We start from the raw sequence: 19,498 nt of genomic DNA, 5'->3' as shown, positions 1-19,498 counted from the left end.
TACTTTCTATTATAGTAGATTCCTCAGATGATTTCTAAGATTTGAGCCGAATATTCTGTGACAATTTAGTTTCATTTTTACCTATATACCCGTTGTGCATACAAAGTACTAAATCGAGCACATAAGAAAAAGCCTGCCCTTTGGCAGACTTTATACTAGGAGCTTTCCTGTTCCATCCCGGATTTTTTGTATCGATTTTCCCATATCACCCATGTCACAATGCCATATGCCGTTCCGAACGTTATGGCCCTGATCAGAATAGTAGAGATTGGTTCTGGATTTGAGAACAATTGATTTAGAAGGATCGTGAAGAAAAAGAAGAACGAGCCCGCTAACAATAATCCATTTATAGCGATATAGCGCCACTTCCCTTTTTCCCGCATCTTCTTCCACCTATAAAGCGACTTCTCATGCTTTTTCATAGACAAAAACCTTCACCTTCCTTGCCGGATCGCTTCCGTCGCCCGGTGCTGATCCTTTTTCTTCACATAAATGTCGTACTGCACCAAGACGTCCTGGTAAGCCGCACCGTTCGGTCTTGGAGAGGAGTAAGAGGCCGTACGAAACGGAACTCCCTCTGCCTTAAGCGCGTGAGACACTCTCGCATAATCGTTCATATCGAACGTAGAGTGCAGCAACGTTTTCTTACTCGACAACAAGTACTTCAATCCATTGATTGCTGGATTCAAAGACTCACCCTTTCAAATAGTGTAAAAATGATTCCACATCCTGCTGGCTTCGGAGTAAGACGATTTCCTTCTTCACATCTTCTTGTTGAAATGTAAGGAATCGCTCTCTCATCCTTTTCTTTCTACCGTAATACGTCGTAACGATGAACTTCAAAAATCCAAATTCAATTTTTTCTGTACATCCGACGTCATCTCTCGTCTGGCCTCTATGTGTCCACCACCGCTTCAACACACGGTTTAAGCATACAGACAAAGGGCGTTCGAGGTAGACGATCGTGTCCGCTCTTTCACTTCGAATCGAGTATGTACCATTATAATTTCCGTCCATCACCCACTGGTCACGCTGGACGATTTCCCTCTGTTTTTCCGCAAACTCCTCTTCAGATGCCTGCACCCAGCCAGGCTTCCAAAAGTATCGATCCAAATGATACGTTTCGATGCCCAGCGCTTCTCCGATCTGCCGGGCGAGCGTAGATTTCCCCACCCCAGGCGAGACTCCTAGCACCATAATTCGCTGCATTGAATCGCCTCCTTGATGACCATTTCTGCTCGTTCATCAAGCGGGCTCGGAAGGTCGTGCACAGAGAAATATTGCAAGTCTTCACTCTCATCGTCCTGCGAACGCAGCGAACCATGCACGCGTTGCGCTTTGAAGATGGCGATGACATTATACACTTCGTCTCCGTTCGGATATTGGAAGTAAAGGTCTTCACCAGAGAGGATGCCGAGGGCCTCGAACGATTCCGCCCCAAGTCCTGTCTCTTCCCGTAGCTCGCGACCTGCCGTTTCCTCCAGGCTCTCGCCAGGTTCCATCGCACCACCCGGCAGTCCCCACTCCAACGTATCCGATCTCAGTTGAAAAAGAATCCGCTGTTCCTCATCAAAGACCAGCACCGTTGAACCTACAATAATTAACGGACGCGTCCCGACATGTGCGCGCAACTCCTGTATGTACTCCATTCACGTGCCCCTTCCTTTTTTTCACTCCTTTTCCTATCGTAACCGATGTGGAAAATTAATCAAGAATAAACAGCATGACGTTTGATTCGTCGGGAAAGTCGCTCTACACTTAAATTAGAAAGGATGATTCAGAATGGGACAGAACATTAAAGGAAAAGTCGCTTATGTCACAGGCGCAGGCCGTGGCATCGGAAAAGCAACAGTACTTGAGCTTGCACGGGAAGGCGTCGATATCGGACTGATCGCCCGCACTGAAAGCACATTGAACGAAGTCGCAGAAGAGGTTCGCAGCTACGGCGTACAAGCATCCGTCGCCGCCGTCGACATCTCTGATCTGGAAGCTGTCGATCAAGCAGTCGAGCAATTGAAAAAAGAAATCGGACCTGCCGATATCCTCATCAACAATGCAGGTATCGGCTCGAAGGGTACCCTGCTTGAATCAGACCCTGACGAATGGAAGCGTACATTTGAAGTGAACGTGTTCGGCGTCTACCACGTAACGAGAGCCGTGCTTCCTCATATGGTGGAAAAAGACCGCGGAGATATCATCAACATCTCATCCAGTAACGGCTTGAAAGCAACAGCCGGAAGCTCGTCCTACAGCGGATCCAAATTCGCTCTTCAAGGCATGACAGAAGCCTTGATGCAGGAAGTCCGTCCGAATAATATCCGTGTGCAAACCCTGAACCCGAGCCTCGTCGCAACGGAACTGGCCTTTGGCGATCAGCTGGAGGAATCGAACGCAGACAAATTTATGCAGCCTGAAGATATGGCTGAATATATGGTCAGCCTGTTGAAGCTGAACCAGCGTATTTTCATCAAGCAGTCGCTTCAGTGGGCAACCAACCCGTTTTAAATAGGTCTAAAAAGTCCGGAGGTGCTCCGGACTTTTATTTTGTTTCAACCTTTTCATTCAACCATAAAACGGCCCTGTCTAAGTCCACGTCTCGCTGCAGGTGCTCAGGTGTCCACGGTATATATACATCAGGCGCTATGCCCACACCACTCATCCCTCTTCCTTCATCTACTGCCGATGACTTGGAGGTCGGGTACCAAAACTGAAAGGTATCATGAAACGTAATCACCGCAACATTTGCGTAATCATTCATTCCAAGTGTCGGACGGCCGATGACGGTCACTTTTTCAGAGTGCTTAACGGTTTCGACAAAGGAATCCCCCGAACTCCCGCAATAGACATCAGACAGAACGACCACGTTTTCCGGTCCCTCTTTCGTATCAAAGCTCACGCCTTCTTCGATTTCGGATAGATCCAACTCCACGAAACCTTTTCCTCTGTTCTTTTCCAGCTCACGAATCATGACATGGATATGCCTTCTCGTTTCAGCATCTTCCGTAGACGCAAGTACCTGTTCCATCAGCTGTACACGTAAATCAACGTTTCTTTCTGTGCAAAGTGTTAAAGCACAATCGCCGAACTGAGACATATCCACATGTGAACCGTGGAAAATGTAAGGAAGCAATTCAAAATAAGCTAAGTCACTGCCCCCTTTATTCGTTCGGACGTCTATGATGAGCTTTTCACAACGTGAGAGCTCGTCGTGATGCGCCTGGATCAGTTCAGCAATCGCATCGTGGTCCCAAAAGTCGGTCAGCGTTAACAGAAGGACTTCATCTTCTAAGCTCTCAACCATGTACGTAGGGCTGTAGGTTGGTTTCACCTGTGGCTCAAGCACGATGTTCGAACGTTTGCCTTCAGCAGTTACAAGGTCAGCTTCTCCTGCTTCAAGGAGAAGCGCCGCCCAGTTTTCCCTTTCTGGATGAGAGGACTGCAGCCTCCGTTCATGGATTTCAGCCACCTCCTCAATAGAAGATCCGTCCAATGAAACAATCGCATCTCCCTTTTCAACACCCTCTCGGTGGGACGTTGTCACATACAATCTGTTCTCATAGCGCCGGACCGTAAACCCAGCATCCATTTGCCTATTTGAATCCAAGAAACGGAACCCCATATGTAATTCCTGAAAATCCGTCAGGTAACCCTGAACCAATGCCTCAAACGATTGGTCATCCATTGTGCACTCGTTCAGTTTCTCCCTATAGTAATCAGGAGTGCTGCTTCCCCGCTTCATCTCATGCCCGGCATAATCGTGGTGCGTCATGTCTACAATGCTTTCGAATATTTCTCTGTACATCGTGGCCTCCTTAGACATGGGCTTCAATCAAAAATCGATGTTGCTTAGCATCGAAGTATCCCTTCTCTTGAATCTGTTGATGAATCTTCTTAAGCGGTTCATCGTATCCTTCAATGGTGAAGTCAGGCACCTGCCACGGAATGGCTTTCAAATAGTAAAGCAATGCCCCGATATCATAAAAGCGCTGAACGGGAAATTCCTCTACGGCTTTCGTGATGGTGAAGCCATGCTGCTCCAGCCCATGTACAGCCGCTTCCAGGTCCCAGTTTTCATACACGTTCTCGGGCGAACCAAGCGCCTCATTGATCTGGCGGCAGTCATAGCCTCCTACCTGTTGAGTAATAAACGTCCCTTCCGGTTTCAAAATACGGCGCACTTCATATGGAGAAAACGACTCGTGCTTATTGATGATTAAATCAAACTCCTCATCCTCAAAAGGGAGCTTCGAATCCTCTGAAATCGCCGCTACATGAATCCCCAGTGGCTCCAGACGCTCACGCGCAATCGGGATGTTCGGCTCATAGGCTTCTGTTGCCGTCACCTTTGCCGGCAGTGGGCGAAACTTCGACAGCAGCTCGCCCCCGCCTGTCCCCATATCCAGCATAGAGGATGACGTTTTGATATACGGAAGCACCAAACTCCCATAGGACCATGTCAGTGCATGGCTCTGAATTCGTCCTGTTTCCGTAACGAATGAGAAATCCCATCCTTCAAACGCTTCTTCAAAATCCTTCACAAACTCATCGTACATCTTCATTTACGCTCCTCCTCCGTCAGCTGTAGCCGCAACACCAATCGCCCCGGCCATCATCGTCGTTTGCTGAGCCTGCATGATGACTTCCATGCTTGTAAGCAAACTCGTTTCCGTCATCTCAAGTTGATCGAGCGAATCACTTAATACAATCTGTACAGCCAACTTATAATTCAAATCCCGATGCCACCTGTATTTACTCGTTTTGTTAAGCTGATCGCGCACCGTCCGTATATCGTCGAGGCGATTCACATCATCCATCAAAACCAACAACCCTACATCCGGGTAGTGCATCCCTTTTACCTTCAGAGAAGCACGCTTCATTTGGTCCGATATATGGACGACCCGGTCAATCAGGTCCGAGGTCGAATGTTCCTTGTCCATTGAAAGCATGTGACTCATAAATTGAAGATTGTTTCCCACCATGAAGCCCTTCTTATGAAGCCCGCTGTAGATCTCCTCCATGCCCTCGATCAACGGATCAATCTCCCCTTCACCCTCGGAAAGAACGACAGCCAGCGGATAATCATCCTTCGACGTAATGAAGGGATGTTCCTGCTTCATCCGTTCATACACCGTCAATGCGCGGCTGATCCAGTCATCAAGATCATCATGGTGCTCCAACATTACAAGTGCGGCAATGTAAGTGAAGGGTGTTCTCTTAAAGCCTTTTGAAATCATCGTCTCGTAGACCTCACTGTACTTCCTGAACGCCGACTTCGGATCATCAAAGCGGGTATCGAGCCAGGCAGCCACCGTAAATCTCATCGTCGATTTCAAATAGGAAAAGACCCCCGTCTCCTCTTTAATATAGTCACACAACTCGATATAACGATCGACCTCAAACGGACGGTTTTTCACCACGTACACGGACGCAGCCATCATCAATACGCGATCATCCGTCCATTTGCTTTTCTCATTCATTTTCGAAAAGATCTCAATCATACGATCCATCTTCTCCTGCGCCTTCATCTCATCACGCTCCCTATCCTTTTATACGGAATACTCTGACAAAACGTTTCATTTTTGTCATGAAGACCCACTCCTTTCAAGCGGATTCTCATAAGCTATCATAAAACCGTGGAAGGAGTAGACGTATGAGCCGTCGTAGAGATCCGTTCCGTCCTGAATTCTGCCTGTTCCCCGGCTACAAATACTGCGGCCCGGGCTGTAGTGGACCGGGTGAGCCGTTAAACGAAGTAGATGCAGCCTGTAAGAGACACGACGAGTGCTATCGTGAATCCCGTAACCGCTGCGCCTGTGACGATGCCTTCATCCGTGAGCTTGAGCGATTACAAACCCCATACACAGAAGAAGGCCGTCACGCACGAATGATGTACAAATACATGAGGTTGCAGCAAATGTTCACATGTGGATTCCCAAGAGCTCGTCGTTTCTAAGCGATGAGCTTTTTACTATGAACGGGAGGAGAAAGGTAGAAGAAAATAGAAGGGTAGTAGCATAAGTACATAGTAAGGAGAGATTAGTATCGAGGTTAAAAACATTCCACCCGAGCAGGCTTACCCTTTGCGCCATCGGATTCTACGTCCCCACCAGCCCTTTGAAGCGTGCGTCTATCAGGCTGACAGTGACGAAGAAACCCTTCATGTCGGAGCCTTTCAAGATGATCAACTGATTAGTATAGGCTCCTTCTATCACGAAAAGGACCGGCACTTCTCTGAACCAAAACAATGCCGGCTGAGAGCGATGGCCACCGAGCCGGACTTCCGTGACCATGGAGCTGGACGAGCCGTCGTTGAGTTCGGAGAAGAAGCAGCGAAAAAGAAAGGATACCACGTGTTGTGGTGCCAGGGACGTACATCGGTTCAGGTTTATTATGAAAAGCTTGGCTTTAAACCATATGGAGAGGTGTTCGATTATCCCCCCATCGGACCTCATATTGTGATGGGGAAGCCACTAAAATAGGGAAGCAGCGCACATCGCTACTTCCCTAAGTGTTTTTATTCTACAGGTTTTTCTAATCCTCGCTCATCCACCCCTGGAATGAACTGCAGATACTCACTTCCACCATAACCTATTCCACCAGGTAGACTGAGCCGCACACTTTCTCCTTCGGCGTTTAACCTTCTCATACGGAATTCGACCGTCGGACTGCTGAACACCGAAGAAAACAGGGGATTCCTATTCGGCATGGTGTTTTCAAGTGAATCCATAAAATAGGACCACTCCTCAGGCATTTTCAACACCCCATAGCTCTGGTCAGTCAGATCAACCACCTTCTTCATCTGCACACCGGGCATATACGTTTTCACTCCATCTGATACACGATAATTACGATCCCTCAACAGGTAGAATTCAAATGTTTCGATCGTGGTGTCAGGATCGACATTCCAAATAAAATGATACGTAGAAGACTTGCCCCTTTCCACTTCCCACAGCTCGGGCTCCTGATCCACTCGGATATTCTCAGCCTTCCACTCTGCCCCATTCCACACCCAGAGACTTTTGCCATAAAGGTTCTGCTCGGTCCTAAACGGTACGAACCGCTTCGTCTCACTCACTTCGATGACACCTTGCACCTCACTCGCTTTCGCTTCAGGAAACGCGTTGTTGATGCCGGCCACGACAACCTTTTCATTCGGAAACGAAGAAGGGGATTTGACCAAGAACAAGTAGACCAACGCAACGAGGACGACGACCCCCGCCCCTGCCCACAGCCATTTTTTCTTCATCATTCAACCTCTCCTTGGAAAACAGACTGTTCAGCCTGGAAGTAATATTGTTGTTCGGCAGTTGAAATCAAGAGACCTTTGCCGTCCTTTTCTACATAAATCCGGCTTTCAGCTCCGCTTCCCCACTTCGGTTCATACCCCTTCAACAAGTACGGGAACTGTTCATCCACTCGCTCTCTTTCATCCCTATGCGCTTCGTACCAAGCCACACTCTGAACAGGTGCTTCCTGCCAGTTCTGCTCTGTTAACAAGTCGTGCTCTACGCTCAGGTCATCCGCTGAAGGATGCACGTGCAGGGCTTCTGCCTGCTGGACATCAGCGATATATGTAGATACTTCATCAGGTGGATATACAAGAGGCTGCACCTGAGCAGACAGTAAACTGGTCGCTAAAAAGAGTACATTTGCCCAAAACCCGAGCCAGGCGAACCGTCTATATGTACGCCATCTTCCTTCTTTCTTTTTTAAAATCCCGTAAAGAATCCACACCCCTAGAGGGAGAATAGGAAACCTAAGAACAGTCCCTGAACTCTGCCAACTGAAGTGGAACGCAAAAATTCCGACGAAGATCACAACAAACACCTTCCACCGCTTCGGCTTTATGTTTTGTTTTATGTAGATAAAATGGGCAATCGTCAGGATGATGCCCCAATTCAGGACCGTCACAAGAAACGGGATGAACTCAAATCCAAATTCAAAATTCCACACGATCATCAAACTCCTTTCTTTCGTTTACAGAACAAGAAAAAACGCTTGAACCTATAAAAGGTCCAAGCGTTTGTTGTATCCCTTACTCAACCGTAACACTTTTCGCAAGGTTACGCGGCTTATCGACATCACAGTCGCGGTGAAGCGCTGCATAGTAAGAAATCAGCTGCATCGGAAGAACGGATACAAGTGGTGTCAGCAGTTCATGAACTTGTGGGATGACGAATGCATCGCCTTCTTTATCAAGTCCCTTCATGCTGATGATCATGCTGTTTGCACCGCGCGCTTCTACTTCCTGTACGTTTCCGCGGATGGAGTAGTTAACGTTTTCCTGCGTTGCAAGAGCGATGACCGGTGTACCTTCTTCAATCAAAGCAATGGTACCGTGTTTCAACTCTCCTCCAGCGAAACCTTCCGCTTGGATGTAGGAGATTTCTTTCAGCTTCAATGATCCCTCAAGGCCGACATAGTAGTCTGTGCCACGACCGATGAAGAAACAGTTGCGTGTTGTTGGCAGGTATTCACGAGCTAAGTCTTCGAACTTCTCTTTCTGATCGGCTAAAGCTTCCATCGTATTCGCTACGATACCCAGCTCCTGCATTGGATCGAAATCAAGCTTGATGCCTTTGGCACGTGCTGTGTCTACAGCTAGAATCGCAAGAACAGCCATTTGAGCTGTGTAAGCCTTTGTAGAGGCTACGGCGATTTCAGGTCCTGCGTGTAAGTGAAGCGTGTAATCCGCTTCTCGGGAAAGGGTGGATCCTGGCACGTTTGTAATCGTCAGTGCCGGATGTCCGAGTTCTTTCGTTTGGACTAGGACAGAACGACTGTCTGCTGTTTCACCACTTTGAGAAATATAGACGAATAATGGCTTTTCTGAAAGCAGTGGCATATTATAAGAGAATTCGCTGGCTACATGCACTTCTACCGGAATGTTAGCAAGTTTCTCGATGAACTGCTTCCCAAGTAGTCCTGCGTGATAGCTTGTTCCTGCTGCAATGATGTAAATGCGGTCACAAGCTTTCATCGCTGCACGTACGTCAGCATCCAGTTTAATGTTGTCATTCTCATCTTGATATTCCTGAATGATTTTACGGATAACAAATGGCTGCTCATCGATTTCCTTCAGCATGAAGTGAGGGTATGTTCCCTTTTCAATGTCTGTTGCATCGATCTCAGCTGTGAATGGCTCACGTGTTACAACCGTTCCATCCTGCTGTTGGATTTCTACACCGTCACGACGAACGATGACCGTTTCTTTATCCATCAGCTCCATGAACTGGTCGGTTACGTGAAGAGCTGCCATTGAATCGGAAGCTACCATGTTGAAATCATCACCAAGACCGACAAGCAGCGGGCTTTTGTTCTTGGCAACATAGATCGTATCTTCGTTCTCAGCATCAAGAAGAGCGATCGCATAAGAACCTGTAAGCAGTTGAACCGCTTTGCGGAACGCAGCTGCTACGTCGTTCATTTCGTTATGAAGCACTTCGATCAGCTGTACGATGATTTCTGTATCCGTATCACTTTGAAGCTCGACATTCTCCAGGTATTCGTTTTTGACGTCCAGGTAGTTCTCGATGACACCGTTGTGAACGATGGTAAAACGACCTGATGCGCTTTGGTGTGGGTGTGCGTTCAACTCACTTGGAGCACCATGTGTCGCCCAGCGTGTATGACCGATTCCCTGCGTAGACTCAACTTTCTCATCTACCGCTTTGCGAAGGCTTGCAATACGGCCTTTCACTTTCGAAACGTTCACACCGTCTTTGTTCAATGTAGCAATACCTGCAGAGTCATATCCTCTATATTCAAGCTTCTCAAGACCTGTTAGTAAAATCTCTTTGGTATCTTTCTGTCCAATATATCCAACAATTCCACACATAAGTGTTGTCCTCCTTCAGCAAGAAGGGCAACGGGCCGCTGTCTAAAAGGGCGTCACGCTGCCCCTCTCCCGACAAATTATAGTTTGGTCACTTTGCTTTCATGGTTTGGTCGAAGAGTCGCCTCTTCGGTTTACATGAAAACGTGCGGTTGAAGTGAAACAACCGGGAGGCATCCGCCGAACGCTCGATGAACCTCCTCCTCGTCAACTGTACATGTTACGTTGTGCACAGTCCTGGCGCTTTATCTATCTTTACTTGTCTAATTCAATCCTCCTTTTCCATTCTTGAATAAGACCTTAATGGTCTGTTTCCTTGTTTCGTCAACCTCAAACGAAGTTCAACAAAATTTGTAAGGACTGATCCTATTTTACCTGAGTCGAAAGCAGACGGTCAATAAAAATCGATCTCCGTCACGAAACTGTAAGCCAGTTGTAATAGAATATGCGAAAGAGCCACGTATGTGACTCTTCCCAGCATACTGCGTAAGCCAGACGGAACTGCCTATACGCCTTATTCTAATTACTGCTCGTCTTTCATACCCAGTTCTTCCTGGACGACTTGCACGACTTTATCACAGTATGTTTCGCACTGCTCTTCCGTCGGCGCTTCTACCATAATTCGAACGAGAGGTTCCGTTCCTGACGGGCGGACAAGAACACGTCCGCTGTCTCCCATCTCCTGTTCGACTGCCTGGATGGCTTCCTGGATGCGTGGGTGTGTCTGCACACTCTGCTTATCGATAACGCGGACGTTCTTCAACACTTGTGGGAACTTCTGCATCTCACCTGCAAGCTCTGAAAGGGGCTTTCCTGTTTCCTTCATCACATTCACCAGCTGAAGAGCTGACAGGAGACCATCGCCTGTTGTGTTGTGTTCAAGGAAAATGATGTGACCGGACTGTTCTCCACCGAGATTGTAGCCACCACGACGCATTTCCTCCATCACATAACGGTCACCGACGGACGTCTTGTCACTCTTCATCCCCTGATCTTCAATCGCTTTATAAAAGCCGAGGTTACTCATCACCGTCGACACGACAGTGGAGTGATTCAACGTACCTTGTTGGTTCATATGCTTGGCACATATGTACATAATACGGTCGCCATCTACAATGTCACCTTTTTCATCTACGGCAATCAATCGGTCGCCGTCACCATCGAACGCAAGTCCAATATCGGCTCCCTTTTCTTTCACCAGGCTTTGCAATAATTCAGGGTGCGTCGATCCGCAGCCTTCGTTGATATTCAAACCGTCCGGCGTAGAACCGATGGATGTGATATCCGCTTCTAAATCCGCAAACAAATGCGAAGCAAGGGAAGACGTGGCGCCATGCGCACAGTCTAATGCGATATGAAGGCCTTCGAAATCGTAATCGACCGTCTGCTTCAAGTGCTGCAGATACTTTTGACCACCTTCGAAGTAATCGTTGATCTGTCCGAGATCCGCTCCGGATGGACGAGGAAGCGTATCCTCTTCTGCATCGATCAAGTCCTCAATTTGTTTCTCCTGATCATCTGTCAGCTTAAATCCGTCTGGACCGAAGAACTTGATGCCGTTGTCCTCCACCGGGTTGTGAGAAGCAGAAATCATGATTCCCGCTTCTGCACCCAATGCTTTTGTTAAAAAGGCAACGCCTGGTGTAGAAATAACGCCGAGACGCATCACTTCTGCTCCAATCGATAATAAGCCCGATGCAAGGGCTCCTTCCAGCATTTCACCGGAAATCCGTGTATCCCGGCCGATTAATATCTTTGGTTTATTGACTTCTTTCGTCAGCACGTAACCGCCGTACCTTCCAAGTTTAAACGCCAGTTCAGGCGTCAACTCCTTGTTGGCGACACCGCGGACGCCGTCTGTTCCGAAATATTTACCCATGTGTCTTAACCCCTCTTTCCTAACTATCCAGTACTCGTTTAGGAAGAGGCTTCAGGAGCCTCTTCCGGTTCTTCTTCTGTTGTTGCCGCTTCTACTTGATCGACATCGATCTGCACTTCTATCGTCTGTGGATCAACCCGTTTGACCCCTTCAGGGACAGGAATCTCCACCTTTATCGTCTGATCTTCCGTGATTTCTGTCAGATCCACCTGGATGTTCGGAAACTGCTCAATCGAATCCAAGATGGATGCTGGTCCATAAATCGTGATCTGCTGTACGTTCGGTGTAAGAGAATTGATAATAATTCCCTCCGGTGCGCCACCTACGCCTTCTAATTCAAAAGGCACCTGCTTCATTCGCTCGACAATCGGCACCGTGACATTCACGTTGTTCGGATCGACGAGTACATTCAATTCATTGCCTTGGTTATCGTACACTTTCACCGGTGCTTCCTGGTTCTCAATCGTGGACGTTGCAGAACCGACATCAATGATCGCTTTCACCGACGCTACCCGGTCCACAATGGAGGACGCTCCGGTAATTTGGACCTCAGCCGGGTCGACTTCTGCCTGACCGACTTCTAAATCGTCCGCAAGGCTGCTTTCATTAAGATAGTCCACACTAACTGAAAAGTCTTCGTTTACTTTTTCCTCAATCGTCACTTCAATCGTCTCAGGCTCAATGGTGACAGCGAGCTGATTCGAAATACCTGAATGCTGCAGCGTGACCTGGTGTGTGCCTGGACCATAATCATTCAAGTCGACAAACACCTCAAAGTTCTGCTGGCGCACAACAGGCGTAACAGCTGAAGGTGGTCCTTCCACCGTCACAGAAACCTCCTGTGGCAACCCGCTTACGACATAGTCTTCGCTGTTGAACCGGATTTCAAGCGGTACATTGTCCATAACTTCCATATCCGAGGATGTATCGTTAAAAATCAGTGAATCTGAATCCATATTATCATCAACGTTCACCGTAACCCATAACAAACCGGCGAGAATCAAAGAAATAATTCGGATGAACCAGACGCTTCGAAACCAATTATCCATTCTTTTTCCCCCTCCAGTTCCATGTTTTTACCGCAGGGGAAGAGTGGTCCAATTCGGTCCGTAACATCTCTTCCAGTTTTTCCTGATCCAAATCACGATGAAGTTCACCGTTCTTCGTACAAGAGATCGAACCGGTTTCCTCTGATACAACAATCGTCAGGGCATCTGTCACTTCACTGATCCCCATAGCTGCACGGTGCCTCGTCCCAAGCTCCTTGGAAATAAAGGGGCTCTCGGATAGTGGCAGGTAACAGGCAGCCGCTACAATCTCATCGTTCTTCAGGATTACCGCACCGTCATGAAGCGGTGTATTGGGGATGAAAATGTTGGTCAGCAGTTCGCTCGAAAGGTGACCTCCAACCCGAATACCTGTCTCGACATAATCCCCCATACCTGTGTCTCGTTCAATTGTGATTAAAGCTCCAATACGGCGCTTGGCCATGTATTGGCACGATTTGATAATCGCCTGAATGGATTTCTCGGTATCTTCTTCCTCTGCCGTATTTCGACTGAAGAAGCTCCCTCGTCCCAGCTGCTCCAAAGCTCTCCTCAGCTCTGGCTGGAACAAGATGATGATGGCGAGAAATCCCCAAGTAATGGCCTGCGACATCAGCCACCTCAACGTGGTTAGTCCGAATAAATTACTCAATAACCAGATTCCCAGCACAACGAAGATCCCTTTTAATAACTGGACAGCCTTCGTGCCCTGGATCAGCATGATTAATTTATATACAACAAACCAGACAAGGGCGATATCAACCGTGATTAAGAAATAATCTAATACATCCAATCCCCCATCAAGCATGCCTACACTTCCTTTTGTCTCAGAATAACAAGAAAAAATCACTAAGTATCATAGGTATGCGCCTCAAGCGGAAGTATTCTTCCACCAGCACGAAACCGTTGCTTAAGTTTTCACTACTTTTAAAAAAATGACCTGTTTTATTATACCATACTTCATTTTTCCAATATATCCAGAAGCTAAAATCATCGATAAGCTTCTCTATTTAGACAAAAAATAGACCGTCTGTATATAGACGGTCTGGATGATGCTTTATTCATCTGATCCGAATGAGAAGACGTCAGACACGATACTCTTTGTCTGGTACCACATCCACTCGTAAATCTCATTCACTTCGGTTAATTCTCCTGTGTAAGCACGTAGTGTTGAAGAATCAAGTTCGTTTTCAATGGAACCATCCGGTTTGCCATCCAGAATGTCGCCATTGATAATGGTTACATTACCATCAATTTTACCTTCTATTCTTAAATCACCGTTGCGAACAGTGAGGTCGCCATTTACCGTAACCCCTTCCGGCACAATGACAACGTCCTCTTTAATCTCCAGATTCTCCTGCTTGGAAACCGTCACTTGTTGATCCTGGTTCCAGGCGGAGAAGATGCCGCTGAACATCAGAATAAAGAACACGGCAGCTGCGGTCAGCATCGGGTGCCTTTGGAAAAGGCGTGCATAGTTTTTACGCTTCTTCTGTTTCGGAAGATTCGCCATGACGTTAGCTGTAAAATCTTTCGGTGCTGACGCCGGTCTTGTGTTCCCAATCAGTGTAGTTGTGCGTTTTAATTCATGGAAATGGCTTTGACACGATTCACAGGATTGCAGGTGATCGCGCAGTCGTCTCTCGTCGTCTTTGTTTATATCGCCATCCATGTATTGATGCATGAGTGCAACAGCTTCTTTATTACAATTCATTCCCTCTCAACTCCTTTACACATGTCGAAGCCTTTTGCGTAAAGCTTCCCTGCCTCGGTGCACTCGTGTCTTAACAGTTCCTACAGGGATATCTAAGATTTCTGCTATTTCTTGGAGGGGTAATTCGTCCAAGTATCTGAGTACAATGACGCTACGATACTTAGGAGGTAACGCCAAGATCTCTTTGTGGATATAGGTTTGGAGCTCGAGACTCTCCACCTCTTCTTCAGGCAGGGCCTGATCTGCCGCCAGCTGAGAATACATATCCAATCCATCTGTCCCTTTTACTTCTGCATCCAGATGATAATCCGGTTTCTTCTTACGAATACGATCAATCGTCAAGTTCGTCGCAATCCTATACAACCAGGTTGAGAACTTGCGACGTTCATCAAACGAGTGGATATTCGTATAAGCTCTAATGAAAGCTTCTTGTGCAAGATCCTCTGCTTCATAGGCGTTCCCAATCATTCTCAGACAGATGTGAAACACCTTGTTCTGATAAAAGGATACGATATCCTCAAAGGCTGATTGGTCCCCTTTTTTTACGTCTTTTATTTTCTGTTTAATCATGGATTCCATCTGTTATACCTCCGCTATACGTGCGGTCGATATCCTATACGGATGACCTCGCCTTATGGTTTCAAAGATTTTTAAATTTTTTCGTTTATTTTTCTCTACTAACGGTTATAAGACATAATATGTAAAATGTAAAGAGGAGGATGGCAACATGCATGGCGAAACTTCTTTATTGGAAGAAATTGAAACATGCCGGGACCAAATGTCTCAGGTCGCTCTGGAGAACTCCCTTTCGTCACAGGAAGTCCTGCAAGTCAGCCGTAAGTTAGATGCTCTGATGAACCAATATGATTCCATGACACATAAACCTCATCAACTCTAACCTAAATATACTACTTATCGACAAAACAAAACAGTACCTTTTCCAAAATGGAGCAGGTACTGTTTTTTCGCACGTGTTATCTTATTTTAAACTTTCTCCGAATAATGACCCCATCAAACCGACCGCAACCGTCGCTGTTTTATTCTTTTCATCAAGAATCGGATTGACTTCCACGAACTCAGCAGATGTAATCATGCCGGACTGCTGAAGCATTTCCATCGCTAAATGACTCTCACGATAGCTCAACCCGCCAAGTACAGGTGTTCCGACGCCTGGTGCTTCATTCGGGTCAAGACCATCCAAATCAAGACTCAAGTGAACCCCATCCGTTCGGTCCTTCAAGTAGTCAATGGACTCGTCCATCACTTTCGTCATCCCCATACGATCGACTTCATGCATTGTGTAGACTTTAATCCCTTTTTCTTTAATCAGAACACGTTCGCCTTCATCCAATGAACGTGCACCGATGATGACGATGTTCTCCGGTTTAATTTTCGGGGCATCTCCATAAATGCTTGTCAGCTTCTCATGGCCGATCCCAAGGCTGACCGCAAGCGGCATGCCGTGAATGTTACCTGACGGAGAACTGTCCGCTGTATTCAAGTCACCGTGGGCATCATACCAGATGACGCCAAGGTTATCATAATGCTTCGCAAGTCCTGCAAGTGTACCCATCGCGATACTGTGGTCTCCCCCTAATACAAGTGGGAAATGACCTTTCTCAACGACGCCGTCCACTTTCTCCGCAAGACGTTGAGTCCCCTCTGCAATCTCATTAAGGTTACGAAGGTTATCGAGCTTTTCTTCCTTATTGGATTTCGGTCTTGGTATCTCAATATCACCAAGATCCTCAATCACGTAATTCAAACGTTCTAATCGCTCACTCATACCAGCGTAGCGGATGGCACTCGGCCCCATATCTACGCCTCTTCTCATTTGCCCAAGATCCATGGGAACTCCGATAATGGAAAGATGATTGTTCATGCAATTCTCCTCCTTTATTCGCTATGTTTATTGTATCCGTTTTAAATTGAATGACTCAACTGGACATTTCTCTGTATATATATACGCTCACACCGGCTTCTTCAACAAATCCATGCATGTTTACAAGCTCTGGTAGATTTCATACTGTAGGACAAGATCATCCAACGTATGAATCGTTACGACATTTTCAGAGCCTGCGATGGATAAAGCCGGTGAGAAAATCCCCATAATACATGGTTCCAATTCTGTAATATCTTCCCCTGTCTCAGATGAGATAAAACACACATGTCCATTCTCAAGGATAACCCCAAGGATGGAGTCACGATCAAATGCGGAGAAATCAATGATTTTTGAGTCGAAGCTCTTCTCCCAAAGAAAGGAGCCTTCTGCATCGAACCCCGTCACAATCGGTTCTCGACAGGCAGCAAAATCATTAAGCTGAAACTGCACTTCGCTGCAAACAGCGTCGTTTATAGGTACCCTCTCTATCGTTGGCTCTTCCTCCAATTCCAGCTCATCTGATCCTTGATACAGACGCACCTGGCTCGCCCTATCTGTAAAAGGGATCATAGGAGTTAAAGGTAAAGCATAGACACCACCTTTGCTATTCAGGATTAAAAATGAAGCATTTTCAAGGGTAAAGACCTCTACCGTCTCAAATGTTGATTTATACAGGACCTTTAGAGTTTGAAAGGGAAGGTGTCTTTCACTCTCAGCACTCCACCGCATGCTTTCACTCAACAAATAGACATAATGGTCGTCTTGAAGGATTTGCAGTCCTCTGTCGCCTTCTAAAGCCTTCTGAGCCCCCGCCTTACTCCAAGCAGCAACTGTTTGATCGATTGACGTAGTGAACAGCTTACCCTTTATGAACTCCGAATCTGTAATATGGATAGATGGACGATAGGAAGGGAAAATACTCCGCAACTCAGCCTCAGCCACGTGTATTCTCCTTCTTTGCTGAGATAAGCTTTGATGGAGATTTTGGAAAGGAATGGCCCCCACCTCTTTAAACTGACAAAGCACCGATGATTCCTCACATGGATCAACCCAATAAATCGTCCGCGTATTCATCTCATCAAGCTCCACATCATCCTCTGGTGAAACAGTTATGAACAACCGCACTTTTTCATCAAACCACACATCAACCACTTCTCTACTTTTTTCTAAGAGTTGATAGGACGTATTGGTTTTGTAATTCCACACAATGACATTGCCTTCAAATTTGAATCCGCCATCGTAGGAACCATAAGCAATCATTAGAATAGGCAGCTCCGGATGGAAAACAATCTTATGTATAGGAAGGGAATGCTCGTACACGGCCACAGCCTCTTTCGTGACAGAATGAAAAATAACCACTCTTTTCAATGATTCAAAATGGATAGACCGGTAGCTCTCCGGTTCATATGTACTCCCCACTGCTACAAGATTCTCTGAGGGGTAATAAGCTATGTCAGTCGGAGATAAGACCCCAAACCATGGCAGTTGGTTGAAGACTTCATCTAATCGCAAAGGCACACATAAACCCTCCTAATAAAAAACAAAAAAGCTGATACCCGTTTAAGGATATCAGCTCTATATAAAATATGTTTATTGTATGTATTGGTGGAGCCTAGCGGGATCGAACCGCTGACCTCCTGCGTGCAAAGCAGGCGCTCTCCCAGCTGAGCTAAGGCCCCGTATGGAGCGGGAGACGGGATTCGAACCCGCGACCCCCACCTTGGCAAGGTGGTGTTCTACCACTGAACTACTCCCGCGATGATTTTGTTATAAAGAAGTGAGCCATGAAGGATTCGAACCTTCGACCCTCTGATTAAAAGTCAGATGCTCTACCAGCTGAGCTAATGGCTCATCATAAAGAATTGTCTCTGGTACGTTTTTTGAGTGAATGTGCTCGTCACGTTGGAAGCTAATTCGGTGAAGCATACGCTCCTCGCAAAGCCTACATTGATGTAAATCAAAGAGGTTTACGGCTTCTCTACCAGCTGAGCTAATGGCTCATAACAATTAAAGTAGATTCGCTACATTGTGAAATTCATGGTGGTTGTTTTGTAACGTACCCTTTATGTAGGCATCATAAACAAAAACAAAGCTTTAATGAAAAATGGCTGGGCCAGCTGGATTCGAACCAGCGCATGACGGTACCAAAAACCGTTGCCTTACCGCTTGGCTATGGCCCAACGATTACAAACCTATTATGACCGAGTCATATTGGTTTTATTCATGTAATGTAGGATTTTTCCCATAAAAATAAGCTGATCAATGGTTCACCAGCAACATTTTTAAAGAATAATGGTGGAGGGAGTAGGACTCGAACCTACGAACCCGATGGGAGCGGATTTACAGTCCGCCGCGTTTGGCCAACTTCGCTATCCCTCCACGTTCTAAGTGGTGCCGGCCAGAGGACTTGAACCCCCAACCTACTGATTACAAATCAGTTGCTCTACCAGTTGAGCTAGGCCGGCGAAATATGGTGGAGGATGCAGGGCTCGAACCTGCGACCCCCTGCTTGTAAGGCAGGTGCTCTCCCAGCTGAGCTAATCCTCCAGTAAGTGGTGACCCGTACGGGATTCGAACCCGTGATACCGCCGTGAAAGGGCGGTGTCTTAACCACTTGACCAACGGGCCAAATAAATGATTTTCTGTCCTCAGAGCTTCCAGCCGGGATTGAACCGGCGACCCCTTCCTTACCATGGAAGTGCTCTACCACTGAGCTATGGAAGCAAGTGGCTCCAACGGTAGGATTCGAACCTACGACCGATCGGTTAACAGCCGATTGCTCTACCACTGAGCTACGTTGGAATAAATTCAACCTGGCGACGTCCTACTCTCACGGGGGTAAACCCGACTACCATCGGCGCTGAAGAGCTTAACTGCTGTGTTCGGCATGGGAACAGGTGTGACCTCTTCGCCTTCATCACCAGATCATTTTTACGGACAAGAACTATTATAATGTTCTCGGTAAAGAAAATCAAGGGAAAATTTATTTTTTTAATAAACCCTCAAAACTGGATAAGCAATAATCAAACCGAAATAAATGTCTTTTCAGATAGATAAGTCATCGATCCATTAGTATCTGTCAGCTCCACGTGTCACCACGCTTCCACCTCAGACCTATCAACCTCATCATCTCTGAGGGATC

At 46.8% G+C, this 19,498-nt stretch carries 21 protein-coding genes, 10 tRNA genes and 2 rRNA genes; 4 read left to right on the top strand and 29 right to left on the bottom strand.

What is annotated here, in order from left to right; translation table 11 throughout:
* Positions 1–155 precede the first annotated feature (155 nt).
* Genes LCM20_RS17620 through LCM20_RS17605 form a run of 4 tightly spaced genes read right to left on the bottom strand, consistent with a single transcriptional unit; the run spans position 156 to position 1,649 of the window.
* Positions 156–422: a hypothetical protein gene (locus LCM20_RS17620; RefSeq protein ID WP_225196805.1), complete on the bottom strand. Its 267-nt coding sequence runs from the start codon at positions 420–422 to the stop codon at positions 156–158.
* 12 nt (positions 423–434) lie between these two features.
* Entirely contained in the window at positions 435–689 is a 255-nt protein-coding gene (locus LCM20_RS17615) for a hypothetical protein (RefSeq protein ID WP_225196804.1), read from the bottom strand.
* 4 nt (positions 690–693) lie between these two features.
* Positions 694–1,209 carry a topology modulation protein gene (locus LCM20_RS17610; protein ID WP_225196803.1) on the bottom strand — a complete coding sequence of 172 codons (516 nt, stop codon included), beginning with the start codon at positions 1,207–1,209 and terminating at the stop codon, positions 694–696.
* Positions 1,188–1,649 (bottom strand): NUDIX hydrolase, encoded by a 462-nt coding sequence (locus LCM20_RS17605; protein ID WP_225196802.1) that lies wholly within the window; start codon positions 1,647–1,649, stop codon positions 1,188–1,190. The genes LCM20_RS17610 and LCM20_RS17605 overlap by 22 nt, the downstream gene beginning before the upstream one ends.
* Before the next feature lie 133 nt (positions 1,650–1,782).
* On the opposite strand from LCM20_RS17605, the gene LCM20_RS17600 reads away from it, so the two are divergent.
* On the top strand, positions 1,783–2,505 hold the full coding sequence (locus LCM20_RS17600; protein WP_225196801.1) for a 3-ketoacyl-ACP reductase: 723 nt from the start codon (positions 1,783–1,785) through the stop codon (positions 2,503–2,505).
* A gap of 34 nt (positions 2,506–2,539) precedes the next feature.
* Here LCM20_RS17600 and LCM20_RS17595 read toward each other — a convergent pair whose 3' ends face one another.
* From LCM20_RS17595 to LCM20_RS17585, 3 genes are read right to left on the bottom strand one after another with little or no spacing between them, the layout of a single operon-like run.
* Complete coding sequence (locus LCM20_RS17595) at positions 2,540–3,802, bottom strand: S41 family peptidase (RefSeq protein ID WP_225196800.1); 1,263 nt, start codon at positions 3,800–3,802, stop codon at positions 2,540–2,542.
* Between the two features lie 10 nt (positions 3,803–3,812).
* A complete protein-coding gene (locus tag LCM20_RS17590) occupies positions 3,813–4,559 on the bottom strand; it encodes a class I SAM-dependent methyltransferase (protein ID WP_225196799.1) in 747 nt (248 codons plus the stop codon).
* Positions 4,560–5,507 (bottom strand): DUF4003 family protein, encoded by a 948-nt coding sequence (locus tag LCM20_RS17585; protein WP_225196798.1) that lies wholly within the window; start codon positions 5,505–5,507, stop codon positions 4,560–4,562. It lies immediately after the preceding gene.
* 143 nt (positions 5,508–5,650) lie between these two features.
* Here LCM20_RS17585 and LCM20_RS17580 point away from each other — a divergent pair, with 143 nt between their 5' ends.
* Positions 5,651–5,953 (top strand): phospholipase, encoded by a 303-nt coding sequence (locus tag LCM20_RS17580; protein ID WP_225196797.1) that lies wholly within the window; start codon positions 5,651–5,653, stop codon positions 5,951–5,953.
* 127 nt (positions 5,954–6,080) lie between these two features.
* Positions 6,081–6,479, top strand: coding sequence for a GNAT family N-acetyltransferase (locus LCM20_RS17575; RefSeq protein WP_225196796.1), 399 nt, complete (start codon positions 6,081–6,083; stop codon positions 6,477–6,479).
* A gap of 35 nt (positions 6,480–6,514) precedes the next feature.
* On the opposite strand, the gene LCM20_RS17570 is transcribed toward LCM20_RS17575, so the two are convergent.
* The 8 genes from LCM20_RS17570 to sigW form a co-directional block, all read right to left on the bottom strand.
* Complete coding sequence (locus LCM20_RS17570; protein WP_225196795.1) at positions 6,515–7,246, bottom strand: hypothetical protein; 732 nt, start codon at positions 7,244–7,246, stop codon at positions 6,515–6,517.
* Positions 7,246–7,953: a hypothetical protein gene (locus LCM20_RS17565; protein WP_225196794.1), complete on the bottom strand. Its 708-nt coding sequence runs from the start codon at positions 7,951–7,953 to the stop codon at positions 7,246–7,248. The genes LCM20_RS17570 and LCM20_RS17565 overlap by 1 nt, the downstream gene beginning before the upstream one ends.
* An 82-nt stretch (positions 7,954–8,035) precedes the next feature.
* Positions 8,036–9,838 (bottom strand): glutamine--fructose-6-phosphate transaminase (isomerizing), encoded by a 1,803-nt coding sequence (gene glmS, locus LCM20_RS17560; RefSeq protein ID WP_225196793.1) that lies wholly within the window; start codon positions 9,836–9,838, stop codon positions 8,036–8,038.
* A gap of 520 nt (positions 9,839–10,358) precedes the next feature.
* Complete coding sequence (gene glmM / locus LCM20_RS17555) at positions 10,359–11,714, bottom strand: phosphoglucosamine mutase (protein ID WP_225196792.1); 1,356 nt, start codon at positions 11,712–11,714, stop codon at positions 10,359–10,361.
* 38 nt (positions 11,715–11,752) lie between these two features.
* Positions 11,753–12,763 carry a YbbR-like domain-containing protein gene (locus LCM20_RS17550; protein ID WP_225196791.1) on the bottom strand — a complete coding sequence of 337 codons (1,011 nt, stop codon included), beginning with the start codon at positions 12,761–12,763 and terminating at the stop codon, positions 11,753–11,755.
* On the bottom strand, positions 12,756–13,568 hold the full coding sequence (gene cdaA / locus LCM20_RS17545) for a diadenylate cyclase CdaA (RefSeq protein WP_225196790.1): 813 nt from the start codon (positions 13,566–13,568) through the stop codon (positions 12,756–12,758). Before cdaA ends, LCM20_RS17550 begins: the two co-directional genes overlap by 8 nt.
* A 249-nt stretch (positions 13,569–13,817) precedes the next feature.
* On the bottom strand, positions 13,818–14,474 hold the full coding sequence (locus tag LCM20_RS17540) for a zf-HC2 domain-containing protein (RefSeq protein WP_225196789.1): 657 nt from the start codon (positions 14,472–14,474) through the stop codon (positions 13,818–13,820).
* Positions 14,475–14,489: 15 nt separating this feature from the next.
* Positions 14,490–15,053: an RNA polymerase sigma factor SigW gene (sigW, locus tag LCM20_RS17535; protein WP_225196788.1), complete on the bottom strand. Its 564-nt coding sequence runs from the start codon at positions 15,051–15,053 to the stop codon at positions 14,490–14,492.
* 148 nt (positions 15,054–15,201) lie between these two features.
* Between sigW and LCM20_RS17530 the strand changes: the two genes are divergently transcribed.
* Positions 15,202–15,372, top strand: coding sequence for an aspartyl-phosphate phosphatase Spo0E family protein (locus tag LCM20_RS17530; RefSeq protein WP_225196787.1), 171 nt, complete (start codon positions 15,202–15,204; stop codon positions 15,370–15,372).
* 81 nt (positions 15,373–15,453) lie between these two features.
* Here the strand turns inward: LCM20_RS17530 and rocF are convergent, their stop codons facing one another.
* From rocF to LCM20_RS17460, 14 genes are all read right to left on the bottom strand, one after another.
* Entirely contained in the window at positions 15,454–16,356 is a 903-nt protein-coding gene (gene rocF / locus LCM20_RS17525) for an arginase (protein WP_225196786.1), read from the bottom strand.
* Positions 16,357–16,476: 120 nt separating this feature from the next.
* Positions 16,477–17,874: a hypothetical protein gene (locus tag LCM20_RS17520; protein ID WP_225196785.1), complete on the bottom strand. Its 1,398-nt coding sequence runs from the start codon at positions 17,872–17,874 to the stop codon at positions 16,477–16,479.
* Positions 17,875–17,959: 85 nt separating this feature from the next.
* A tRNA-Ala gene (locus LCM20_RS17515) sits at positions 17,960–18,035 on the bottom strand.
* A gap of 3 nt (positions 18,036–18,038) precedes the next feature.
* A tRNA-Gly gene (locus LCM20_RS17510) sits at positions 18,039–18,113 on the bottom strand.
* A 21-nt stretch (positions 18,114–18,134) separates the two neighbouring features.
* Positions 18,135–18,207, bottom strand: a tRNA-Lys gene (locus LCM20_RS17505).
* Between the two features lie 254 nt (positions 18,208–18,461).
* Positions 18,462–18,536 (bottom strand) — tRNA-Gln (locus LCM20_RS17500).
* Between the two features lie 113 nt (positions 18,537–18,649).
* Positions 18,650–18,735: transfer RNA gene (locus LCM20_RS17495), tRNA-Tyr, on the bottom strand.
* Positions 18,736–18,745: 10 nt separating this feature from the next.
* A tRNA-Thr gene (locus LCM20_RS17490) sits at positions 18,746–18,821 on the bottom strand.
* A gap of 6 nt (positions 18,822–18,827) precedes the next feature.
* Positions 18,828–18,903: transfer RNA gene (locus tag LCM20_RS17485), tRNA-Val, on the bottom strand.
* A gap of 6 nt (positions 18,904–18,909) precedes the next feature.
* Positions 18,910–18,984 (bottom strand) — tRNA-Glu (locus LCM20_RS17480).
* A 24-nt stretch (positions 18,985–19,008) separates the two neighbouring features.
* A tRNA-Thr gene (locus LCM20_RS17475) sits at positions 19,009–19,080 on the bottom strand.
* A gap of 3 nt (positions 19,081–19,083) precedes the next feature.
* Positions 19,084–19,158: transfer RNA gene (locus LCM20_RS17470), tRNA-Asn, on the bottom strand.
* A 9-nt stretch (positions 19,159–19,167) separates the two neighbouring features.
* A 5S ribosomal RNA gene (gene rrf, locus LCM20_RS17465) occupies positions 19,168–19,281 on the bottom strand.
* A gap of 124 nt (positions 19,282–19,405) precedes the next feature.
* Positions 19,406–19,498, bottom strand: a 23S ribosomal RNA gene (locus LCM20_RS17460); the annotation flags it as partial.

Source organism: Halobacillus litoralis (assembly GCF_020171725.1).
GTDB lineage: Bacteria > Bacillota > Bacilli > Bacillales > Halobacillaceae > Halobacillus > Halobacillus litoralis_F.
Note: the sequence above shows the minus strand (reverse complement) of the source record. Positions and strands in the feature narration are given on the sequence as shown.